Here is a 19,339-nt window from a genome sequence, read left to right on the forward strand (position 1 = left end):
ATGAACGTCGTCAAGCGCAAAACGTTGGCAGTGGCGCTCAGCGCAGCCATGGTCAGTTCCGGCTGCGCCACCAACGGGCTATCCAGCCTGCCGCTGCCCGCGCCAGGAATCGGCGGCGGTGGATATCTGCTCAACGCGGTCTTCTCCAACGCGCTGAACCTTCCAGCCCACGCGAAAGTCAAACTCGCCGGCGCCGACGTCGGACAGCTCGAATCGATGGTTGCGCGCAACTACACCGCGGTCACCACCCTGCGGATCATGGACGGCGTGCGGGTCCCCGCCGGCAGCACCGCGGAGCTGCGCTCGGCGACACCGCTTGGTGATGTGTTCGTCGCGATCAAGCCGCCGACCCCGATGGATCCCCGGGCGCCGCTGCTGAAAAGCGGCGACATTATCGGCCTGCCGGCGACCCGCGCCGCCGCCACCGTGGAGAGCGTGCTGAGCTCGGCCGCGCTGCTGGTCAACGGTGGCGCGGTGCGCAACTTCACCAACATCGTCAACGGCGCCGGCAAGGCGACCGGCGACCAGGGCCGCGCGTTCGGCGACCTGATCAACCGGACCAATCTGCTGCTGAGCAAGCTTAATTCGCGCTCCGAGCAGATCGACGCGGCGGTGACAGAAACGGCCGGGCTCGCTGACCGGCTGGACCAGAAAAACCAGGCGCTGACCGAGATTCTGCAAGCCGTCGGCCCGGCAACCAACGTGTTATCCAGCAACGCCGACGAAATCGCCGACGTGGTCGACGAGCTCGGAGCCACGACGCATCAGCTGTCCAAATTCCCGTCCATCGCCGGCACCGACAAGACGGGCCGCAGCATCATCAAGGACGCCAACACGATTGCCGCCGCATGGAATGACGTGGTGCTGAGCCCCGACACCAGTCTCGCCGGTCTGAACAGGTTGATCCCGCCCTTCGTGAAAGCCACGCCCAGTGACGCGATTTCGGTGCGCGGCAGCTTTGATCGGTTGGTGATGGGATCGCGGCCGGGCACCGGGGCGGAGACGGGCGGATTCAAGGGTGATCCCGTGTTCCACGGACCGATGCGCCGCGACTGGAACTACATGATCGGGTCCATCAAATACGTTCTGTGGCGCCTTCAGGAACGGGTCGTCGGCCGCGGCCCACAGACACCGATGGGCCAAAGCCCGTGGACGCCGGTCGGTCCGCCGCTTCCACCGGCACCCGCCGGTCAAGCGCCGCCGGATCCGATGATCCCGGAGCCGCCGCGGTGATCGACACCCTCGGCCGGTTCATCGTCGGCGCGGTCAAAGCGGGACACCGGCGGCGCGCGTGGCTGTCCGGCCTTGCCCTTGCTCTGACCCTCGTCGTCGGCGTGGCGTACCTGGCGCTCGGGGCGCTGCGGATCAACCCCTTCGAGTCGACCTACTGGGTCACCATCCGGCTGCCCGAATCCGGTGGCCTGCTGGCCAACCAGGACGTAGCGGTCCGGGGGATCCGGGTGGGGCGGATCCAATCGCTGCGGCCCACACCGACCGGCGTCGAGGTGATCGCCAGCATCAATGCGAGTACCAAGATCCCCGCCGCCAGCCCGGTACGGGTGTCCGGGCTGTCCCCGGCCGGCGAGCAGTACATCGATTTCGAGCCCGCATCCAACGCCGGCCCGTTCCTGTCGAACGGCAGCGTGATCGGCCCACAGCACACCACCACGCCGATTCCACTGTCGCAAGTGCTCGCCGACGCCGATGGGCTGCTGGCCCAGACTGACCCGAAGAAGCTCGAAATCGTCAAGCGCGAACTGAGTCTGAGCAAGGAGGGGCCGCAGAAGCTCACCGACATCATCGACGGCGCCACCTTCCTGCTGTCGACGATGGACCCGGTGCTGCCACAGACCGTGAGCATGCTCAAGACCAGCCGGGTGGTCCTGACGACGCTGTCGGACAAGAATGCCGGCCTCGGTGCGACGTCCCGCAATGTCGGGGACCTCATGACCGGCGTGAACAAGATGGACGGCGGCTACCGCAGATTCGTCGACCGAACCCCGCACGCCCTGTCCTCGGTGGACAACCTGTTCGACGACAACTCCGACACCATGGTCGGGTTACTAGCCAATCTGGTCACCACCGCGCGGATCGTCTATCTGCGCGTGCCGGCGCTGAACGCGGTCTTCCCCGACTATCGCGGCTCGACACTCGAGGCCCTGATGACGACCATGCACGAGCACGGGCTGTGGGCGACCGCCGACATCTACCCGCGTTACACGTGCGATTACGGCACCCCGCGGCGGCCGTCGTCATCGGCGGACTACCCCGAGCCCTTCCTGTACACCTACTGCAGAGACGACGACCCGCAAGTTTTGATCCGGGGTGCCAAGAATGCGCCACGACCGGGGGGAGACGACACCGCGGGGCCGCCCCCCGGCGCCGACCTGGGCCAGACCGCCGATCCAACGCCCAAGGGGCGCTTCACCATTCCCACGCCCTACGGCGGACCGACCCTGCCGATCGAACCGCCCCGCTGAGTCCACGAGCCCTTCACGACCGCAAGGAGACACCGCCGTGACGCTAACCGCCGACCACGACTGCAGTACGAGCGAAGACGCCGAGACCCGGCCCGACAACCAGCAGGAAGCCTCCGCGAACGCCGACGGGCGGGACGCGAAAGGCCGTACCTGGCGATGGAAAGGCCACGGCCGCATCGCGGTTGCCGCGGCCGTCTATGCCGGGGCATTCGCCCTCGCCGGCGGGTTGGGCTGGAAGCTGTGGGATGAGCACGCGGTGGACCAGGCCGGGCAGGCGGCCCAGCGGACCGCGATCGACTACGCCCAGGTGCTCACCAGTATCGACTCCGGTCAGGTCGACCAGAACTTCTCGGCCGTACTCAACGGGGCCACAGGGGATTTCAAGGAGACGTACACCAAAGCCAGCGCGCAGCTTCGGCAACTGCTCATCGACAACAAGGCCACAGCGCATGGCACCGTGGTGGACTCGGCGATTCAATCGCAGAGCAAAACCAAGGTGGTGGTGCTGTTGATGGTCGACCAAACCGTCAGCAACGCCGCGCGGCCCGATGGTCGGGTTGACCGAAGCCGGATGAAGATGACGATGGAAGACGTCGGCGGCCGCTGGCTGGCCAGCAAAGTCGAACTACCCTAGGGCGTTTCGGTCATGCGGTTGATTCGAGTCTCGGCCGGTGCGGCGATGGTGGCGGCCGCGGTGGTGAGGGCACCGACGGCACCGGCCTCGGCGCAATCGTTTTGCGGCGAGCTCGGCGGTGATTGGGACGGGCAGTACTGCCACACGTCGGTGTTGTCCGAGCGAAAGGCGGTCCGGGACATCAAGATAGCGTTGCCCGGCGATCTGGTCGAGAACCCCACCAGCGGTCCACCCATCCGTGAATACCTGCGGAATTTGATGAACAACTGGCGCACGAAGGGCGCATCGATGGTCCAAGACAGCTGGGGCGAGGAGAACTATCAGGTGTTCACCCATGGGCCGGCGCTCAGCGTGGCCTTCCACGAGGACTACCACGCCGACGGTCCGGCATTCAACAACGCCTATCGCACGTTCACCTTCGACATGGCCGACGGCAGGCGGTTGCAGCTGGCCGACATCACCAAGCCGGGCCTCGACCCGCTGACCGCAATTCCGCCGTTGGCCGAATCGTCCATCCAGGACGCACTCGACCATGCCGCATGGCAGCACAATCCGGGAACGTATCCGTTCACCTTCGATCGGTGGACACCGGACAAGGTCTTCTCGGGCGGCTACAAAGCCTGGGCGCTCACGCCCGACGAGCTGATCCTGTACATGCCGGACTATCCGGTGGGACACGACTCGCCTATCCAATACGGGCAGTCGGAGCAATGGTCCATGGACGGAGGGGCCGTCGAGCCACACATTCCGCTCAGCGCACTGAGCTCGGTCCTGCGCCCGGAATTCGGCGGGGCGTAGCGGGGATAGACGTCTGATGACCTCGGGTAGGACGCTGCGCCCAGCCGCGCGCGGGAAGCTTGCCGGCTCGGCGATTCCGCTTGTCGACCGATCGCCCCGACAGCCGCTGCTGCGGCTACGGTGATCTGTATGCCATCGGCTAGCCGCTCGTCCGCAGATCAAGTAAAGCGGCGCCCGAAGGACCGCAAGATCCAAATCGCCCGCGCCGCCACCGACGCATTCAGCGAGTTGGGCTATCACGCGGTCAGCATGGAAAACATCGCGGCGCGGGTCGGGATCTCCGCGGCCGCGCTATACCGCCACTCGCAGGGCAAGTACGACCTGTTCCGCGAAGTCTTCTTGGCGCTGGGACAGCAACTGGTCGACGCCACGGCGTTCGCTGATGACCTGCCCGCCGATGGCGATCCCGAGGAGCAGCTCAGCGCGCTGGTCAGTGCGCTGATCGACTCCACGATCGTCAACCGCACCGCCGGCGGACTCTATCGCTGGGAGGGCCGCTACTTACGTGGCGACGATCAACACGCCTTGGCCGAACAGATCAAACTGATCAACCGGCGCCTGCAGCGTCCGCTGATGAGGCTTCGACCGAAACTCACGTCGCGGCAACGCTGGATCCTGTCGGCGGCCACCCTGAGCGTGATAGGCAGCATCACCGACCATCGGTCGCGGCTGGGCAATTCCGAGATCCGCGCGGCGCTGGCCGACATCTCGGCCGCGGTGTTGCGGGCCGACTTGCCAACCCAGCGCGGTCGCGGATCCGAGCAGCCGCGCACGGCGACGCTGACCAGCGCAGCCGGAAGCTATGAACTTCTGTTGCACGAATCGATGCGCCTGTTCAACGAACGCGGCTATCGCGAGACCGGGATGGAAGACATCGCGGCGGCGGTGGGCATCCCGGTTGCCAGCATCTATCAGTACTTTCCGGGCAAGGCCAACATTCTGGCTGTCTACTACCGGCGCGCTGCCGACCAACTCTCCGGCGACCTGTCCAGCATCTTGGCCACCAGCGCCGACCCGGAACAGGCGCTCGCGCAACTCATCGAGGCCTACGTCACCCGCTCATTCGCCAACCCCGAATTGGCCTGCGTCTACTACACGGAGCGGCACAACCTGCCCGACACGGACGCGGTACTGCTGTACAACATTCAGCGTTCCACCGTCGAATCCTGGGCCAGCCTCGCCGTCGCGGCCAGGCCGGAGCTCACGCTCGGCCGCGCGCGATACGCCGTCCACGCCGCGTTTGCCCTCGCGGTGGACACCGGCCGACTCGTCTACCCCGACGCCAGCGCGGCCGCCGGACTCACGGTGCGCCGCCTGATGGAGGTCACGCTGCTAGGACGGCCGGCCGCAGCGCCTCGTAGCGCGCCACGCGGTGGCCGGCAGCGCCGCTGACATGCTGTTGCGGGAACTCCGCCAAATAATCTTCCCGCACTTGCTCCTTACAAACAAACCCCTCCGATGCAAGGAGCGCGAGCCGAGCGCCCCTTTGCGCCACCACATCTGAGCGTTCGGCCGCTGCGTGACTGCGCCGCCAAATCGACCGCGACACTACCGAATCAATCGAATGCCGATTAACATATATGAGTCTAGTCCGCACGCCGGGACGCGGTGGGTCCTCAGCACTTCGGTGTAGGCCGGCTTCGAACCCGGCAGCGCCCGCGCGAAAGGCATGCTCATGCTCAGCAGGATCCGCTCAGTCCTGGAGTATCAACTGACCATCGCCGAGCTGCTGGGCCTGGCGATCCTGCTGGGGACGCCGTACCTGATCGTCGGCGTGATCTGGTCGAGCACCCACACCCAGCATCTGCACGAGATGCACGGCGTCGATCTGGTGGTCTCATTCCTCGGCTCGATCGTCTCTTGGCCGGTGCTGCTTTTCGCCAACGTCTGCATGACCTGAGGGGGGCGCATGACCAACCGCGGGCCGCTGATCGTCTCCGCTGCCGTGGTGTTGCTGGCCGGGGGAGTCTTCGCGCTGTATCTGCCGGTGTTCATCGACGCCTACGATCAGTTCGGCTGGCAAGTCAAGTGCGGCAGCGGCTTTATCACCGATCTGACCCAGGCGTCCAGCGCGCTCGGCGTGGGCGGAAAGTATGTCGATCAGTGCGATCACGCGCTCCTGATCCGGCGGTTGTGGGCGATTCCCGCGGCGGCGCTGGGCGGGCTGACGTTGACGTGGCAGGCGGGCGTGGCGCTTGCCCACGATTACCGGCGCTCCACACCGTCGGCCCGGCAACCTGAACTGCCTTGTCCCTGACGGGCTTTCGCCGAGCCACGGTTGAGGCGACTAGCGGGTGCTCTCGTCGGGTAGGTCGTGCCGGGACTGGTGCAATCCGGGGGCGTTCGGATCCTCGTCCTGGTGCTCTAGCTGCTCCTGCAGCTTGCGCTGTTCCTCGGTTGCCTTTCGGGCGTCCTCGGGCGCCGCGGGCGGGTCGAAGTTGACTTGCTGATCCACCGAGATCTCCTTTGAACGTCTGCAATGCCTTTCGTCAGGTTCGCCCGAATGACGGCCTTTGAAACCCGCGCGCGACCGCCGACACCGATCGTGCAGCTCACGTACGCGGGATCGAGCGGGGAATCAGTATTGCTTGACCACCGCACGCGGTGCCGTTCGCCACGACCTGGTTCCGTTGCCCTGCGCTCGGGGCGGTTCGAGTAGCAACACGGCCAGCCCGTCGAGCAAGATTGGCCGTACCCAGTCGCCCAGGTCGATCATCTCGCCGTGCCGAGGCTGGCGGAAAGCGTCGTCGCGCGCGATGTCGATCGGGGTCAGGTCGAATACGGTCTCGATGGTGGCCCGGCCGGGCAGCTTGCGGATTCCGGGCAAGGTGATGAACAGTCCGTCGTTGCCCGACAGGTGCAGGCCGACCGCCGCGAGCGCGCCGGTCGTCCCCTCCCGCGTGCCGCCGTGGCCGGACAGGTGGATGCCGAGTGTCGTGGCGAGTTCGCGAGCTTCGTTGGGGCACAGTACTTCCCGTTTGGCGCGAAGACCGAAGTCGATCAGCCGCGGCGCGCTGCCGACGAGTTCGCCCGGAATGACGACGGCGAGCCCCGGATCCGCGTCGGGCGGGCACACCGTTTCCAGGAAGTGTCCGGCGAACTCGATGACTCCGGTGCGAACCGCGTCCGGATCACCGGCGGGGCTGCGCCAGGCCAGGCACGCGCTCGAGTTATGGGACGTGTACGGGATCCGATCATCGACGAGCAGCTGATGTCTCGTGGCGCCCGCGGGTGAGCCGAGTCCGGCCGCCTGTAGCTCACGAAGCAGCGCGCGGGCCCGCCGGCCGGTGCCGGGGGTGTACGGGTTGTCGGTGTCATCGATGCCGATCAGCAGGTCGACACCGGCCAGCGCGGTACCGCCGATCACGGGTTGACCACCAGGTCGGTGACGTCGCGAACCCACTGATCGCGAGTGAGTTCTGCGCCGGTGAGCTTGAGTGTGTGGCGTTTGGTGAAGCCGAGGATGGTCCGATCGTCGAGCTCGCCGGCCGTCAGGGTCTGGGCCGGGTCGCGCCCTTCCACCCGTACGCTGATGACCCCGGTGGCGCCCGCGGCGTCGAGGACCGAACGCACGCTGGGTCCGTGCTGCACGCGGTGTGTTTGCGGCGTCGCGACCTGAACCTGGGGCAGCCGCTCGAGTCGCGACAGGGTGAATCGGTCGAGCACCCGGTGGTTGTCCTGCACGACGAGCTGGACCTCGGTCTCGGATGCACCGCACGCGACGAGTCCCGTAGCTAGGGCGAAAACCGCAACCACCCGAATCAAGAGCATATTGCTGCGCATTTACGGGTCCTATCCTGTGAATTCGCCGTAAATAAGGATTAGTCTAGGTTCTCGCGACTTATGATCTGCGCATGACCGTGCTGATGCGCCCAACAGCCGGATTCACCGCCGTCCGCGAGGCGGCGTTTCCGCTAGTTGCGGTCGCCGTCATCGTCGCCTCGACCGACATCCGGATGCCCCTGGGGCTGCCCGGTCACCGCGGGCTGATCTGGCTGACGCTGCTGGTGGCGGTCGCGCTGGTGACGGCGCGTCGCGAGACGGTGTTGGCGGTCGGCGCGACGTCATCGATCGCGGCGCTGCCGATCCATGGGTTGAGCGATCCGCTGTGGAGCAGTCGCTACGTGGCCGCGGCGGCGTTGCTGTTTGCGGTGGGCTTCGTTCCGGTGGTGCGGTTGCATCGGTGGTTACTGGCCCTGGCCGCTGCGCCCATTCACCTTGTCGCGCTAGCTAATTCGGTCTCCACGGGGCACACCATGTCGGCGTGGGTATCGAACGGAATGCTCGAGCGGGCTGAGTGGCACGTGATCTTCGGATTGGTAGCCGGTCTGCTCGCCTGGGGGGTAGCCCTGGGTGTGGGTTGGCGGCCTGCGGCCAGGGTGGCCGGCGCCGGTTCGACGACAAGACGATACGAGGAGCGGCCGCTATGACGCTGCGAGTTATCCCCGAGGGCCTGGCCGCGACGAGTGCGGCGGTCGACGCGATCACCGCTGCGCTTGCGGCCGCGCACGCGGCGGCGGCGCCGGTGGTCTCGGTGGTGGTCCCACCGGCGGCCGATCCCGTCTCGCTGGCGGCCGCCGCGGTGTTCAGCGAGCGAGGAAGCCAGCATTCGGCCGCGGCGGCCAAGGGCGTCGAGGTGCTGGGTCGGGCCGGGTTGGGCGTGAGTCTGGCTGGCGTCGGTTACGCCGCCGGCGACGCGGCGGGTGCGTCGACCTATCTGGGCGCAGGCTGACGATGACCGCGCCGGTGTGGATGGCTCTTCCGCCGGAGGTGCATTCGGCGCTGTTGAGCAGCGGACCGGGGCCGGGCCCGGTGCTGGCGGCCGCAGCGACGTGGACGGCGTTGAGTAGCCAATATGATTCGGCGGCAACGGAGTTGACGTCCGTATTGACCGGTTCGGTTCCGGTGTGGGACGGCCCGACGGCCGATAGCTATGTCGCCGCGCACATGCCGTATTTGGCGTGGTTGCAGCTGGCCGGCGCGCTGAGCGCCGAGGCGGCCGCTCAACACCAGGGGGTGGCCACCGCATACACCGCCGCGCTGGCCGCGATGCCCACGCTGCCGGAGTTGGCCGCCAACCATGCGACGCATGCGGCCTTGGTGGCCACGAATTTCTTTGGCGTCAACACCATTCCGATTGCGCTCAACGAGGCCGACTACGCGCGGATGTGGACACAGGCGGCCACCACCATGACCACCTACCAGGCGACGACCGAAGCGGTGCAGATGAGCAGCGGCGCCGGATCGGGCACTGGGGGCAAGGCGGGCAGCGGCTCGGGATCCGGAACGGGGACCGGAACAGGAACGGGAAGCGGCACCGGCACTGGGACCGGAGCGGGCAGCGGCACCGGCACGGGTTCTTTCCAGTTGCCCACGCCCGAAGAGATCTGGGAAATGCTGTTCGGGCCTGACGGCGAGCAAATCCCCGGGCAGGGCCAACCCAACTGGAGTCCATCGGAGTACCTGCAGAACCTGGGCAACTTCTTCAACGGCAACGCCCAGGCGGTGGCCTGGCTACAGCAGAACTTTTCCGGCCTGCTCAACCCGTCCCAATTCCCGGCTCTGATCAACTATTTCATCGCGTGGCAGACCTACCGGATCATCAACTGGACGATCCGGACACTGCGCTTCATTCTCCAGGAGTTGCCGCTGCTGCTGCAGGTCGGTTTGAGCCTGTCGATCACCAGCCTGGGCAGCCTGGGCAGCCTGGGAGGCCTGGCGGGCTTGGCCGGGCTGGCCGCGCCGGCCGGCGCTCCCGCTCCTGCCGTGCCGCAGCCCGCGGTGGTGGGCGTGCAAGCGCCGGCGGTGCCGGCCGCTCCGGTGACGGCGCCCACGGCACCGGCCGGCCCGCCAGTAACGGCGACGTCGATGGCGTCGATCCCTGCGCCTACGGCTTCGGCGGCTGCGCCGCCCGCGGCTCCACCCACACCGCCCGCCCCGGTGACCGGATCCGAGGGCTTCGGTTACCTGGTGGGCAACATCGGACTCGGCATGGGATCGACGGCGCAGACCGGCGCCCACAACGCGGCGCCCGCCACGCAGAACGCGGCGTCGGCGGCCGGGGTGGCCGTGGCGGAGCAGCACGGCGGACGCTCACGCCGGCGCCCGCGCTCGGTCGTCGACCCCGGATACCGCTACGAATTCATCGAGGCCGACGATGACCCGGCCGCGGTGGCGGCACCGGTGTCGTCCGCTCGGCACCTACCCTCGGAATCCGGTGCCTCGACACAGGGCTTCGCCGGGACGCTACCCAGGCCTGACCTGCGGGCGGCGGGCCTGATCACGTTGGGCGACAACGAGTCTGGCGACGGCGCGCGCACGCCGATGCTGCCGGAGGGCTGGGCCGGCCCGTAGGCCGCGCCCCCGGTCCGCGTCAGCCGAGGTGCGCGGACAGTAACCAGGCGCCCACGGATTTGCGGCCGTTGTCCTCATCGCGAATGTCGGCGGCGAAGTCCTGGAAGCCGGACAGGAAGCTCTCGGGCACGTTGGCGTGGATGCGGGCCGGCCGGATGTCGTCGATCACCCAGTACTTCGAGACCACCTCGCGCAGCTCATCTTCGGTGACCGCGTTGACCGGCCCGTTGGCAGGCATCGCGGCGCGGTCGAAGACGAGCACAAAGTACGAGGCGCCCGGCGCGGCGGCCCGCACGATCGACTGCTGATAGCCCTCACGCAGTTCGACTGGCATCGAGTGGAACAGGGTGCTGTCGACGATGGTTCCGAAGCGCCCGTCGTAGCCGGTGAAGGCGCTGATGTCCGCGACCTCGAAGGTGGCGCTGGTGAGGCCTCGGCGGGCCGCTTTCTCGGTGGCCAACGCGATGGCGGTGGGGGATTGGTCCAGGCCCACGGTGGTGAAGCCCCGCTCGGCGAGGTACAGCGACACGGCCGCCTCGCCGCAACCGGCGTCGAGCACATCGCCGTGGAATTTGCCGTCGTTGATGAGGGCCGCGATCTCTGGCTGCGGCTCGCCGATGCTCCACGGCGGCCGGTTGCCCTCGCCCATTTCGGGAGCCTCGCCCCGGTAGGCGGATTCGAACATCTCTTGCGTCGGTTGAGTCATGCCACCGTTTATATCAATGCCACTGATATATGTCAATGAAGCTGATATATGGGGCGGACGCGGCGATGCAGGGATTGGCTGGGAAACCGGCTCGCCGATCAACCCCAGCCGCCCAGCGACCGAGGCCGTCGGAGGCTCAACTACTTGAGCGTCGCCGTCAGGTAGCCGGAAGCGTCGCCGAATGAGGCCAATTCGTCGTCGGGAACCGCGAACCCGTGTGCGGCAAACGCCTGCTCGGTTGTCCGGATATGGACGTCCCAGCCCCGCGCGCCCAGGTATTCGGCGGCGGTGTTGCGCTCGCCGGTGTAGAACAACTCGGCCAGATTGATGCCGGAGCCGATGCGCCGGGACCGCTCGGTCAACTTCTGCGCCCAGTCCGAGGGGATGCTGCGCAGGTCCAGGTGCTCGGTGGCGATCCGGCTGCCCGGCGCCGAAACGGCCGCGATGTCGTCGAACAAGCGGTCCTGCGCCTCGGGCGGCAGATAGACGAGCAGTCCCTCGGCGCTCCACGCGGTCGGCTGTGCAGGATCGAATCCGGCGGCGGTGAGAGCGGACGGCCAGTCTTCACGCAGGTCGATCGACACCGTGCGGCGCTCCGCGCTGGGGGTGGCGCCCAGGTCGGCCAGCGTCCGCGTCTTGAACTCGATCACCTCAGGTTGGTCGATCTCGTACACGACGGTGCCCGTCGGCCAGGGCAGCCGATATGCCCGGGTGTCCAGCCCGGAAGCCAAGATCACCGCCTGTTTGATGCCGGATTCCGTCGCTTGAACGAAATAGTCATCGAAGAACCGGGTCCGCACCGTGATCTGCTCTTTGACCGCCTGACGGTTCAGCAGCGGATCGTCGCTGCGGTCGAGCTGATGGTCGAGCAGCTTGATGAAGCTGTCGATGCCGACTGCGCGGACGAGGGGGTCGGCCCACGGGTCATTCAACAAAGCATCCGGTGGGCTGGAGGCGATCGCCCGCTGCGCGGCGACCGCGGTGGCGGTGGCTCCGACGCTGGACGCCAGGTCCCAGGTGTCGTTCTCGGTGCGGGCCACACCCATCTCCTCTCCGCGACTGCGACGCGATTAGTTAGCTCATATAAGTTGACGACTCGACTGTACGCCTTAGTCGGACCCGGGGAATGGGGTCGCGGATCCGGGGTGTTCGGTGTAGGTATGGCTGACGAAATCGAGTTGAGCCCCAGGGGCTGGGTGCGCGACCAGACCGAACAGATCCTGAGTCAGGGCACCACCGACGGAGTCGAGGTTTTCGACCGGCCGATCGTGTTGCTGACCGTCACCGGGGCGAAGTCCGGCAAGCAGCGCTACGTGCCGTTGATGCGGGTCGAGAAGGATGGCCGCTACGTCATTGTCGCGTCGCACGGCGGCGCGCCCGAGCATCCGCTGTGGTATTTCAACCTGAAGGCGAATCCGGCCGTGACACTGCAGGATGGCGACAAGGTGGTCAAGTTGACGGCACGCGAGCTCGACGGCGCCGAGCGCGAGGAGTGGTGGCAGCGGGCCGTTGAGGCTTTTCCGCCCTACGCGGAATACAAGACGAAAACGGCACGGCAAATCCCGGTTTTCGTTCTGGAGTAACCATTTTCCTCGGCTGGCTCCGCTACTTTCAATGGCCACCGAAAAATTTGCATTCGATATGCGCCCGGCCCGTCCGGTTGACCCTATTATCCCCGCCGCCTTACCTTCGAACGCATAGGCCAGGCGTGCCCAGGCGAACAACGACGTTCGTGGTATCTGTAACATCCTGCGCCGCAAGGCTTTACGAATGTTCAGCCTGCCGTGACCGGGCGGATAGCTAAAAGCCCACCGCTAAAGACCAATTCGGGGAGTGCCGGTGCACAAGGTGGAACAGTCAGGCCGACAGGATATGGACGCGGTGGCTCCGTCCCGGCTCGATCGGATGCGAGAGACGCTCCGGTACGATCTGCCGGCCTCGTTGGTGGTTTTCCTGGTGGCGCTTCCGCTGTCGCTAGGTATCGCGATCGCTTCGGACGCACCGGTTCTCGCGGGCTTGATCGCGGCGATCGTCGGAGGAGTGGTCGCCGGGTGGCTGGGCGGCTCGCCACTGCAGGTGAGCGGTCCGGCTGCGGGGCTTACCGTAGTTGTCGCCGATGTGGTCTCCCAGTTCGGCTGGGCGGTCACATGTTTCATCACCGCGATCGCAGGGATCCTGCAGGTCCTGTTGGGGTTCAGCAAGATTGCCCGGGCCGCCCTGGCGATCTCGCCGGTCGTGGTCCACGCCATGCTGGCCGGCATCGGAATTACGATCGCCCTGCAGCAAGTTCATGTGCTGCTGGGCGGCGCTTCGAAAAGCTCGGCGTGGAGCAATGTCACCGGATTGCCCGCCCAGATTCTGGGCGCACACCGCCCGGGAGTCGTGCTGGGATTGCTGGTGATAGCGATTCTGGTGGCCTGGCGCTGGGTTCCGGCCCGGGTGGCCAGTGTGCCGGGTCCACTGGTGGCGATCGTGACGGTCACCGCCATCTCGATGATCTTCCCGTTTCACGTGTCCCGGATCGTCTTGGAGGGCTCCGTCCTCGAGGCGCTGCGGTTGCCGTCGCTGCCGCACGGCAATTGGGGAGCCGTCGTCATCGCCGTCATCACGGTCACATTGATCACCAGCGTGCAGAGTCTGCTGACCGCGGTGTCGATCGACCGAATGCACACCGGAGCGCGAACCGACTTCAACCGTGAGCTGATCGGGCAGGGCGCGGCCAACATCGCGTCGGGCGCCATCGGCGGGCTTCCGATCGCCGGTGTCATCGTGCGCAGCGCGGCCAACGTGAATGCCGGTGCGAAGACGCGTGCATCGACCATCCTGCATGGCATTTGGATATTGCTCTTCGCGGTGCCCTTCGCGGGGCTCGTCGAAAAGATTCCCACGGCGGCACTTGCCGGCCTGCTCATCGTCATCGGCATCGAGCTGCTGAAGCCGGCGCATATCGAAACCGCCTTGCGCAACGGTGATCTCGCCGTCTACCTGGTGACGGTGGGCAGCGTGGTCTTCCTCAATCTGCTGCACGGCGTGATGATCGGCCTCGCGCTGGCCATCGCCGTCACCGGATGGCGGGTGGTGCGCGCCAGGATCGAGGCCAAGCCAGTTGGCGACGGATGGCACGTCGTCGTCGAAGGCGCGTGCACCTTTCTGGCGCTGCCCCGGTTGACCGGCGTCCTGGCCTCAATTCCCGAACGGACGTCGGTCACCATCCACCTGCTGACGAGCTATCTCGATCACGCGGCGCACCAAGCGATCAGCGACTGGCAGCGCCGTCACTGCGCTACGGGCGGGCAGGTCTATGTCCGCGACACCGTCGAGGCGACCGAGCCCGCGCCGAAGCGATCGAAAGCCGGCCGCCGCAACGCGCACCTGAGTTTGGTCGAGGAGTTGTCCGCGGCGGGAAGCCGGTAAAACCGCGGCGCTATTCGAGGTCGTCGGCAACCTGCTCGAGGGCGGCGAGGTGTCCGTCGACGTTCGCGAAGCCGGCCTTCATGGTGTTCACCGACAGGTGGCTGGCCCCGGCGGCCTTCCAGGCGGCGATAGTGGCGGCGAGCTTATCGCGGTCTCCGGTCCAGTTGACCCGGCCTTCCATGCCGAGGCTCTTCGGGTCACGGCCCGCGGACTCGGCCGCGCAGCCCACCTGCTCGAGCGCGTGGTCGAGCCCGGGTCCGGGCTCGACCATGGGAAACCAACCGTCGCCGAGCCGACCGGCACGTTCGTAAGCACGATCCGACGCGGCGCCGAACCACACCGGTATCGGCCGCTGGGTCGGCAGCGGGGCCAGGCCGGCCCCCGTCACGGTGTGGTACCTGCCGTTGAACGTGACCGACCGTTCGGTCCACAGCTTGCGCATGACCTCGACCTGTTCCTCGGAGCGCTTGCCCCGGTTGGTGAAGGACTCGCCAAGCGCCTCGAATTCGACTGCGTTCCAACCCAATCCGATGCCGAGCCGGAAACGGCCCCCGGTGAGCACATCTACCTCGGCGGCCTGCTTGGCCACCAGTACCGACTGGCGTTGCGGCAAGATGATGACACCGGTGACGAGTTCCAACGCGGTGACGGCGGCCAGGTAGCCGAACATGACGAACGGCTCGTGAAACGTCGAGTCGATGTCATAGGGGCCCTGAAAGCCGTGATGCACCGTCGGGTCCGCTCCGACGACGTGGTCATAGGCCAGGATGTGGGTGAACCCCAGTTCCTCGACGCGCTGACCGTACAAGCGCACGACGGCGGGGTCCGAACCGAGCTCGGTTTGTGGAAAGACGACTCCGATACGCATTCGCTGTGCAACCGCGCGATAGCGGGATTGCTTCCCACCCGACGAAACTCCCGCGTGGGCCCCCGGGCAAGAGTTTTTGGGGGCAGTGCCGGCTTCACGCCTCTGGCGCAAGTGGTCGCTCGCAACGACGGTTCTGGTGTGGTCCCCGGGGGAATGGCCGGCACCGCCGCGCTGGCAACCACGGTCGTCGCCGGGATATTCCACCGCCGGGCCGGCCCGATGCCGCCGTCGAGGATGATGAAGTCGTGACGGCGAAGAAAGTCAGCGATGTGCTCAGGGTCGGTGAGATGGAGCCGACGTTCGCAGCGGAGCTGTCCGCCCGGTACGAAATTCCGCAGCTGCCCGGCGGCCCCGACCGCACGCGGTTCTTGACCGAGCACGGAGCCGGCGTGCGCGTGCTGGTGACGTCGGGATCGCCCGGCGTCGATGCGGACACCATGGCGGCGTTGCCCAAGCTGGAGGTCATCGTCAACAACGGGGCCGGCGTGGATCTCATCGATCTGGAGGCGGCCAAGCGCCGCGGCATCGGCGTGAGCAATACGCCCGATGTGTTGTCGGACACAGTCGCCGACACCGCGGTGGGGCTGATCCTGATGACACTGCGCCGGTTCGGCGCCGCCGATCGCTACGTGCGCGCCGGCCGATGGGCGCGCGAGGGTGCGTTTCCCTACGCCAGGGACGTCAGCGGCCTGCAGGTCGGCATCTTGGGACTGGGCCGGATCGGTTCGGCGATCGCGACCAGGCTGCTCGGATTCGACTGCGCCATTGCCTATCACAACCGTCATCGCATCGAGGCATCACCGTTCCGCTATGCCGATTCGCCCGTGGAGCTGGCCGAGTCGGTGGACGTGCTGGTCATCGCCACCACGGGTGACCGCAATTCGCACAAGTTGGTCGACCGTGCGGTGCTGCGGGCTCTGGGCCCCGAGGGTTACCTCATCAACATCGCCAGAGGCAGCGTGGTCGACGAGCACGCGCTGGTGGAATTGCTGGCCGCAGGCGAATTGGCGGGAGCGGGCCTGGACGTCTTCGTCGAAGAGCCACACGTACCGGCCGAATTGTTCGGCATGGACAACGTTGTGCTGCTTCCCCACATCGGCAGCGCCACCGCGCGGACCCGGCGGGCCATGGCCCTGCTGGCCATCCGCAATCTCGACAGCTACCTCAGCACGGGCGAACTGGTCACACCCATCCTGTCGCCGCACCGTTAGCACCCGCCCCGACGCCTTCGGCGCCGTGACGTGGTGATTCTGCGCGGCTACCGATCTGTGGCCGAAGCGATACTCGCAGAAGGTTATTGCTCCAACTACAACTGGGTATGCGGCTTTCATGAGTCCACTACTGCCGGAGACAGCCACGCCGGTGCGGCTGACGCTCGCCGGCACAGCCCGCCCCGATACGGTGGCGGAGTGGCGCCGTGCGCTGCAACGGTGGCTGCGGCACGAGGTGCACGCGCCGGAGGAAATCCGCGAGGACGTCGTCCTCGGAGTCAACGAAGCGCTAGCGAATTGCGTTGAGCACGCTTATCGCTCGCATCACCAGGTTGGCGTCATGAAACTCCAGGCCAGCTACGACCCGGAGGCCGAGTCGATCCGGGTGTGTGTCAGTGACCGCGGAAGCTGGCGCACGCCCTCGACGAGGCAGTCCAACGATCCGCACGCCTCGCGCGGCATCATGCTGATGCACCGCCTGTCCGACCACTGCACCATCCACACCCGGCCCAACGGCACCAGTGTTTACCTGGATTACGCGACCGACGCGGAGCTCGCCGGCCAGCAGCGGTGAGGCCTCGGACGCAGTTTCGGATCAGGCACTTGACCGTGCCGTGGGCGTGAATTCGACCGGCATACGTTCCAGACCGCTGACGAAGTTGGCCGGCCGCAGCGGAAGTGGGTCCTCCGACCTCAGCCGCATGTCCGGCAGGCGCTTCAGCAGTCGCTCGAGCATCATCGACAGTTCCAGGCGCGCCAGCTGATTGCCCAGGCAGAAGTGGGTGCCGAAGCCGAACGCCAGATGGTTGTTGGGATACCGGTCTATGCGGAAGTTCTCCGGGTCGCCGAACACCGCCTCGTCGAAGTTCGCCGATTCGAACAGCAAGATGATCTTCTCGCCCTGATGGAGTTGCGTGCCGTGGAAGTCGACATCCGCGGTCATGGTGCGGGCCATGTTCTTGACCGGGGCGGTCCAGCGCAGCATTTCCTCGATCGCATTGGGTAGCAGGGCCACGTCGTCGACTAGGCGCCGGTGCTGTTGCGGGTGACGCAGGATCTGCGCGGTGCCGCCGGACAGCGTGTGCCGGGTGGTCTCGTCACCGCCGATGAGCAGCAATAACACCTCGGTGACGATCTCATGGTCGGCCAGCTTCTCGCCGTCCACCTCCGCATGTACCAGCACGCTGACCAGGTCATCGGTGGGCTCCGCCTTGCGCGCCGCGATCATGCCCGTCATGTATTCGGTGTAGGCGGCGAATGCGTCCACCGAGACCTGAAAATCCTCTTGTGCGGTCGTGCTGCTCAGCAACGTCACCATGTCGTCGGACCAGCGCAGGAACATTTGGCGTTCCTCCGGAAGCACGCCCAGCATGTCGCCGATCACCGCCATGGGAAGCGGAGCCGCGAGGTCCCAGACGAAGTCGCATTCGCCCCGTTCACAGACGTTGTCGATCAGCGCGTCACACAGCGCGCCGATCGAGTACTCCCTGTCCTTGACCCGTTTGCGGGTGAAGCCGGCGTTGACCAGCTTGCGCCGCAGCAGGTGGGCGGGGTCGTCCATTGCGATCATCATGGGCGGTGCGTCCTGGTCCGGCCGGATACCGCCGGCGTTGGAGAACAACTCCGGTGCCCGCTCGGCGTCGATCACCGCCTGGTAGGTCGCCGCGGCCGCCAGGCCGTTGCGGTCCCGGAACACCGGCTCGTTCTCGCGCATCCATCGGTAGACCGGTCGCGAGTCGCCCGCGTAGAAGGCGCCGTCGGTCAGATCGACGTCGGGCCGCAGCTGGCTGCGCATATCAATGGTGCTTGGCACGGTTCACCCTTCTCCCCGCCTGCGCTGACTTACCGTGGACCTTACAGTAGGCGCAGTGGTATTCCCCACAAAGGATTGGTGCCGCGGTCGCGCGAATCGGCGCCCGCTACGGCGCATGGCGCATGTGGGGTAGCTAACGCGTCATGGCGGCAGGACGGCCGGGGAAATGGGTATAGGACCGTTTCTTCGGCCGTTCAACTGCGAGGACTTCACCATGGGCGAGACCATTCGACGACAGCTCGGCAAAACCGACAGTCCAATCGAGGACGAGCTCGAAGACGCGTTCAGCAGAATGCTGAGCGAGGGTACCCAGCGACTGCACCGGAGCTGGCGCGGTGTGCTGGTCACCGGGTTTTTTGGAGGCACCGAGGTGGCGCTCGGCGTGCTCGCCTATCTGTCGGTCCTGGACGCCACCCACCGTCCGCTGCTGGCCGGATTGGCGTTCTCCATCGGCTTTTTGGCGCTGCTGCTGGGTCGCAGCGAGCTGTTTACCGAGGGCTTCATCATCCCCGTCGTCACGGTGGCGGCCAAGCGGGCCGGCCTGACGCAACTGCTCAAACTGTGGGCCGGGACGATGTTTGCCAACCTCGTCGGCGGCTGGGTGATCATGTGGCTGATCATGACCGGCTTTCCCGAGTTGCACTCTCAGACGGTCGAATCCGCGACCCACTTCGCCACCGCGCCGCTGTCGGCCCAGAGCTGCTGTCTGGCCGTGCTCGGCGGCATGGTGATCACGCTGATGACCCGGATGCAACACGGCACCGACTCGGTGCCCGGCAAGATCGCCGCGGCCGTGGCGGCGGCGTTCCTCCTCGCCGGGTTGCGGTTGTTCCATTCGATTCTGGATTCGCTGCTCATCTTCGGCGCGCTCATCACCGGCAAGGCGCCGTTCGGCTACCTCGATTGGCTGGGCTGGTTCGGCTACACCGTCGTCGGCAACCTGGTGGGCGGTCTACTGTTCGTCACGCTGCTGCGATTGCTGCGCAGCAAGGATCGGCTGGAGGAAGAGCGCGCCGACGCCACCGACACCGTCGCCTCGTGAGCGGCGGCAGCGATATACC

The 19,339-nt window shown here is 66.5% G+C and carries 22 protein-coding genes; 15 read left to right on the plus strand and 7 right to left on the minus strand.

All coding sequences use genetic code 11. From position 1 onward, the window contains the following. From DQP58_RS06020 to DQP58_RS06050, 7 genes are all read left to right on the plus strand, one after another. The gene (locus tag DQP58_RS06020; RefSeq protein WP_112707573.1) at window positions 1-1,233 is read left to right on the plus strand and encodes an MlaD family protein; all 1,233 of its coding nucleotides are present in this window, start codon (window positions 1-3) and stop codon (window positions 1,231-1,233) included. Continuing rightward, the gene (locus tag DQP58_RS06025) at window positions 1,230-2,480 is read left to right on the plus strand and encodes an MlaD family protein (protein ID WP_112707621.1); all 1,251 of its coding nucleotides are present in this window, start codon (window positions 1,230-1,232) and stop codon (window positions 2,478-2,480) included. Before DQP58_RS06020 ends, DQP58_RS06025 begins: the two co-directional genes overlap by 4 nt. Window positions 2,481-2,517: 37 nt before the next feature. After that, a complete protein-coding gene (locus DQP58_RS06030; RefSeq protein WP_112707574.1) occupies window positions 2,518-3,114 on the plus strand; it encodes an Mce protein in 597 nt (198 codons plus the stop codon). Between the two features lie 12 nt (window positions 3,115-3,126). Further along, window positions 3,127-3,912 (plus strand): mannan-binding family protein, encoded by a 786-nt coding sequence (locus DQP58_RS06035; protein ID WP_112707575.1) that lies wholly within the window; start codon window positions 3,127-3,129, stop codon window positions 3,910-3,912. A gap of 129 nt (window positions 3,913-4,041) precedes the next feature. Further along, a complete protein-coding gene (locus tag DQP58_RS06040; protein WP_112707576.1) occupies window positions 4,042-5,304 on the plus strand; it encodes a TetR/AcrR family transcriptional regulator in 1,263 nt (420 codons plus the stop codon). 283 nt (window positions 5,305-5,587) lie between these two features. Then, window positions 5,588-5,812, plus strand: coding sequence for a hypothetical protein (locus DQP58_RS06045; protein WP_112707622.1), 225 nt, complete (start codon window positions 5,588-5,590; stop codon window positions 5,810-5,812). A gap of 9 nt (window positions 5,813-5,821) precedes the next feature. Then, window positions 5,822-6,169, plus strand: coding sequence for a hypothetical protein (locus DQP58_RS06050; RefSeq protein WP_112707577.1), 348 nt, complete (start codon window positions 5,822-5,824; stop codon window positions 6,167-6,169). A gap of 30 nt (window positions 6,170-6,199) precedes the next feature. Here the strand turns inward: DQP58_RS06050 and DQP58_RS26745 are convergent, their stop codons facing one another. The 3 genes from DQP58_RS26745 to DQP58_RS06060 all read right to left on the minus strand — a co-directional run bounded on the left by DQP58_RS26745 (window position 6,200) and on the right by DQP58_RS06060 (window position 7,695). After that, a complete protein-coding gene (locus DQP58_RS26745) occupies window positions 6,200-6,367 on the minus strand; it encodes a hypothetical protein (protein WP_165827804.1) in 168 nt (55 codons plus the stop codon). Between the two features lie 123 nt (window positions 6,368-6,490). Next, window positions 6,491-7,279: a hypothetical protein gene (locus tag DQP58_RS06055; protein ID WP_112707578.1), complete on the minus strand. Its 789-nt coding sequence runs from the start codon at window positions 7,277-7,279 to the stop codon at window positions 6,491-6,493. Continuing rightward, entirely contained in the window at window positions 7,276-7,695 is a 420-nt protein-coding gene (locus tag DQP58_RS06060) for a hypothetical protein (RefSeq protein ID WP_112707579.1), read from the minus strand. Before DQP58_RS06060 ends, DQP58_RS06055 begins: the two co-directional genes overlap by 4 nt. A gap of 71 nt (window positions 7,696-7,766) precedes the next feature. Here DQP58_RS06060 and DQP58_RS06065 point away from each other — a divergent pair, with 71 nt between their 5' ends. From DQP58_RS06065 to DQP58_RS06075, 3 genes are read left to right on the plus strand one after another with little or no spacing between them, the layout of a single operon-like run. Beyond that, window positions 7,767-8,342 (plus strand): hypothetical protein, encoded by a 576-nt coding sequence (locus DQP58_RS06065; protein ID WP_112707580.1) that lies wholly within the window; start codon window positions 7,767-7,769, stop codon window positions 8,340-8,342. After that, a complete protein-coding gene (locus DQP58_RS06070) occupies window positions 8,339-8,644 on the plus strand; it encodes a PE domain-containing protein (RefSeq protein WP_066876480.1) in 306 nt (101 codons plus the stop codon). The genes DQP58_RS06065 and DQP58_RS06070 overlap by 4 nt, the downstream gene beginning before the upstream one ends. A gap of 2 nt (window positions 8,645-8,646) precedes the next feature. Next, window positions 8,647-10,266, plus strand: coding sequence for a PPE family protein (locus tag DQP58_RS06075; RefSeq protein ID WP_430915698.1), 1,620 nt, complete (start codon window positions 8,647-8,649; stop codon window positions 10,264-10,266). Window positions 10,267-10,285: 19 nt separating this feature from the next. Here DQP58_RS06075 and DQP58_RS06080 read toward each other — a convergent pair whose 3' ends face one another. Together DQP58_RS06080 and DQP58_RS06085 are read right to left on the minus strand one after the other, a co-directional pair. Further along, a complete protein-coding gene (locus DQP58_RS06080) occupies window positions 10,286-10,972 on the minus strand; it encodes a class I SAM-dependent methyltransferase (RefSeq protein WP_112707581.1) in 687 nt (228 codons plus the stop codon). Between the two features lie 140 nt (window positions 10,973-11,112). Further along, the gene (locus tag DQP58_RS06085; RefSeq protein WP_112707624.1) at window positions 11,113-12,012 is read right to left on the minus strand and encodes a class I SAM-dependent methyltransferase; all 900 of its coding nucleotides are present in this window, start codon (window positions 12,010-12,012) and stop codon (window positions 11,113-11,115) included. Between the two features lie 120 nt (window positions 12,013-12,132). Here DQP58_RS06085 and DQP58_RS06090 point away from each other — a divergent pair, with 120 nt between their 5' ends. Next, window positions 12,133-12,555: a nitroreductase family deazaflavin-dependent oxidoreductase gene (locus DQP58_RS06090; protein ID WP_112707582.1), complete on the plus strand. Its 423-nt coding sequence runs from the start codon at window positions 12,133-12,135 to the stop codon at window positions 12,553-12,555. A 289-nt stretch (window positions 12,556-12,844) separates the two neighbouring features. Further along, window positions 12,845-14,386, plus strand: coding sequence for a SulP family inorganic anion transporter (locus DQP58_RS06095; RefSeq protein ID WP_205869348.1), 1,542 nt, complete (start codon window positions 12,845-12,847; stop codon window positions 14,384-14,386). A 10-nt stretch (window positions 14,387-14,396) separates the two neighbouring features. On the opposite strand, the gene DQP58_RS06100 is transcribed toward DQP58_RS06095, so the two are convergent. Then, window positions 14,397-15,254, minus strand: coding sequence for an LLM class F420-dependent oxidoreductase (locus DQP58_RS06100; protein WP_112707583.1), 858 nt, complete (start codon window positions 15,252-15,254; stop codon window positions 14,397-14,399). A gap of 287 nt (window positions 15,255-15,541) precedes the next feature. Here DQP58_RS06100 and DQP58_RS06105 point away from each other — a divergent pair, with 287 nt between their 5' ends. Beyond that, window positions 15,542-16,465 carry a 2-hydroxyacid dehydrogenase gene (locus tag DQP58_RS06105; RefSeq protein ID WP_430915699.1) on the plus strand — a complete coding sequence of 308 codons (924 nt, stop codon included), beginning with the start codon at window positions 15,542-15,544 and terminating at the stop codon, window positions 16,463-16,465. A 151-nt stretch (window positions 16,466-16,616) separates the two neighbouring features. After that, complete coding sequence (locus tag DQP58_RS06110; protein ID WP_205869352.1) at window positions 16,617-17,039, plus strand: ATP-binding protein; 423 nt, start codon at window positions 16,617-16,619, stop codon at window positions 17,037-17,039. Window positions 17,040-17,060: 21 nt separating this feature from the next. On the opposite strand, the gene DQP58_RS06115 is transcribed toward DQP58_RS06110, so the two are convergent. Beyond that, window positions 17,061-18,260: a cytochrome P450 gene (locus DQP58_RS06115; RefSeq protein ID WP_165827807.1), complete on the minus strand. Its 1,200-nt coding sequence runs from the start codon at window positions 18,258-18,260 to the stop codon at window positions 17,061-17,063. A 232-nt stretch (window positions 18,261-18,492) separates the two neighbouring features. On the opposite strand from DQP58_RS06115, the gene DQP58_RS06120 reads away from it, so the two are divergent. After that, window positions 18,493-19,320, plus strand: a complete 828-nt coding sequence (locus DQP58_RS06120) for a formate/nitrite transporter family protein (protein WP_112707587.1) — start codon at window positions 18,493-18,495, stop codon at window positions 19,318-19,320. Window positions 19,321-19,339 lie beyond the last annotated feature (19 nt).

Source organism: Mycobacterium colombiense, from assembly GCF_003284975.1.
Classification (GTDB): Bacteria; Actinomycetota; Actinomycetes; order Mycobacteriales; family Mycobacteriaceae; genus Mycobacterium; species Mycobacterium europaeum_A.

Bases quoted from the DNA above. Each gene is read 5' to 3' on its own strand.
- DQP58_RS06020 (WP_112707573.1), top strand. From the start codon at position 1: ATGAACGTCGTCAAGCGCAAAACGTTGGCAGTGGCGCTCAGCGCAGCC.
- DQP58_RS06100 (WP_112707583.1), bottom strand. From the start codon at position 15,254: ATGCGTATCGGAGTCGTCTTTCCACAAACCGAGCTCGGTTCGGACCCC.
- DQP58_RS06075 (WP_430915698.1), top strand. From the start codon at position 8,647: ATGACCGCGCCGGTGTGGATGGCTCTTCCGCCGGAGGTGCATTCGGCG.
- DQP58_RS06115 (WP_165827807.1), bottom strand. From the start codon at position 18,260: ATGCGCAGCCAGCTGCGGCCCGACGTCGATCTGACCGACGGCGCCTTC.
- DQP58_RS06095 (WP_205869348.1), top strand. From the start codon at position 12,845: ATGGACGCGGTGGCTCCGTCCCGGCTCGATCGGATGCGAGAGACGCTC.
- DQP58_RS06105 (WP_430915699.1), top strand. From the start codon at position 15,542: ATGGAGCCGACGTTCGCAGCGGAGCTGTCCGCCCGGTACGAAATTCCG.
- DQP58_RS06065 (WP_112707580.1), top strand. From the start codon at position 7,767: ATGACCGTGCTGATGCGCCCAACAGCCGGATTCACCGCCGTCCGCGAG.
- DQP58_RS06050 (WP_112707577.1), top strand. From the start codon at position 5,822: ATGACCAACCGCGGGCCGCTGATCGTCTCCGCTGCCGTGGTGTTGCTG.
- DQP58_RS06070 (WP_066876480.1), top strand. From the start codon at position 8,339: ATGACGCTGCGAGTTATCCCCGAGGGCCTGGCCGCGACGAGTGCGGCG.
- DQP58_RS06040 (WP_112707576.1), top strand. From the start codon at position 4,042: ATGCCATCGGCTAGCCGCTCGTCCGCAGATCAAGTAAAGCGGCGCCCG.
- DQP58_RS06090 (WP_112707582.1), top strand. From the start codon at position 12,133: ATGGCTGACGAAATCGAGTTGAGCCCCAGGGGCTGGGTGCGCGACCAG.
- DQP58_RS06045 (WP_112707622.1), top strand. From the start codon at position 5,588: ATGCTCAGCAGGATCCGCTCAGTCCTGGAGTATCAACTGACCATCGCC.
- DQP58_RS06080 (WP_112707581.1), bottom strand. From the start codon at position 10,972: ATGACTCAACCGACGCAAGAGATGTTCGAATCCGCCTACCGGGGCGAG.
- DQP58_RS06060 (WP_112707579.1), bottom strand. From the start codon at position 7,695: ATGCGCAGCAATATGCTCTTGATTCGGGTGGTTGCGGTTTTCGCCCTA.
- DQP58_RS06035 (WP_112707575.1), top strand. From the start codon at position 3,127: ATGCGGTTGATTCGAGTCTCGGCCGGTGCGGCGATGGTGGCGGCCGCG.
- DQP58_RS06120 (WP_112707587.1), top strand. From the start codon at position 18,493: ATGGGCGAGACCATTCGACGACAGCTCGGCAAAACCGACAGTCCAATC.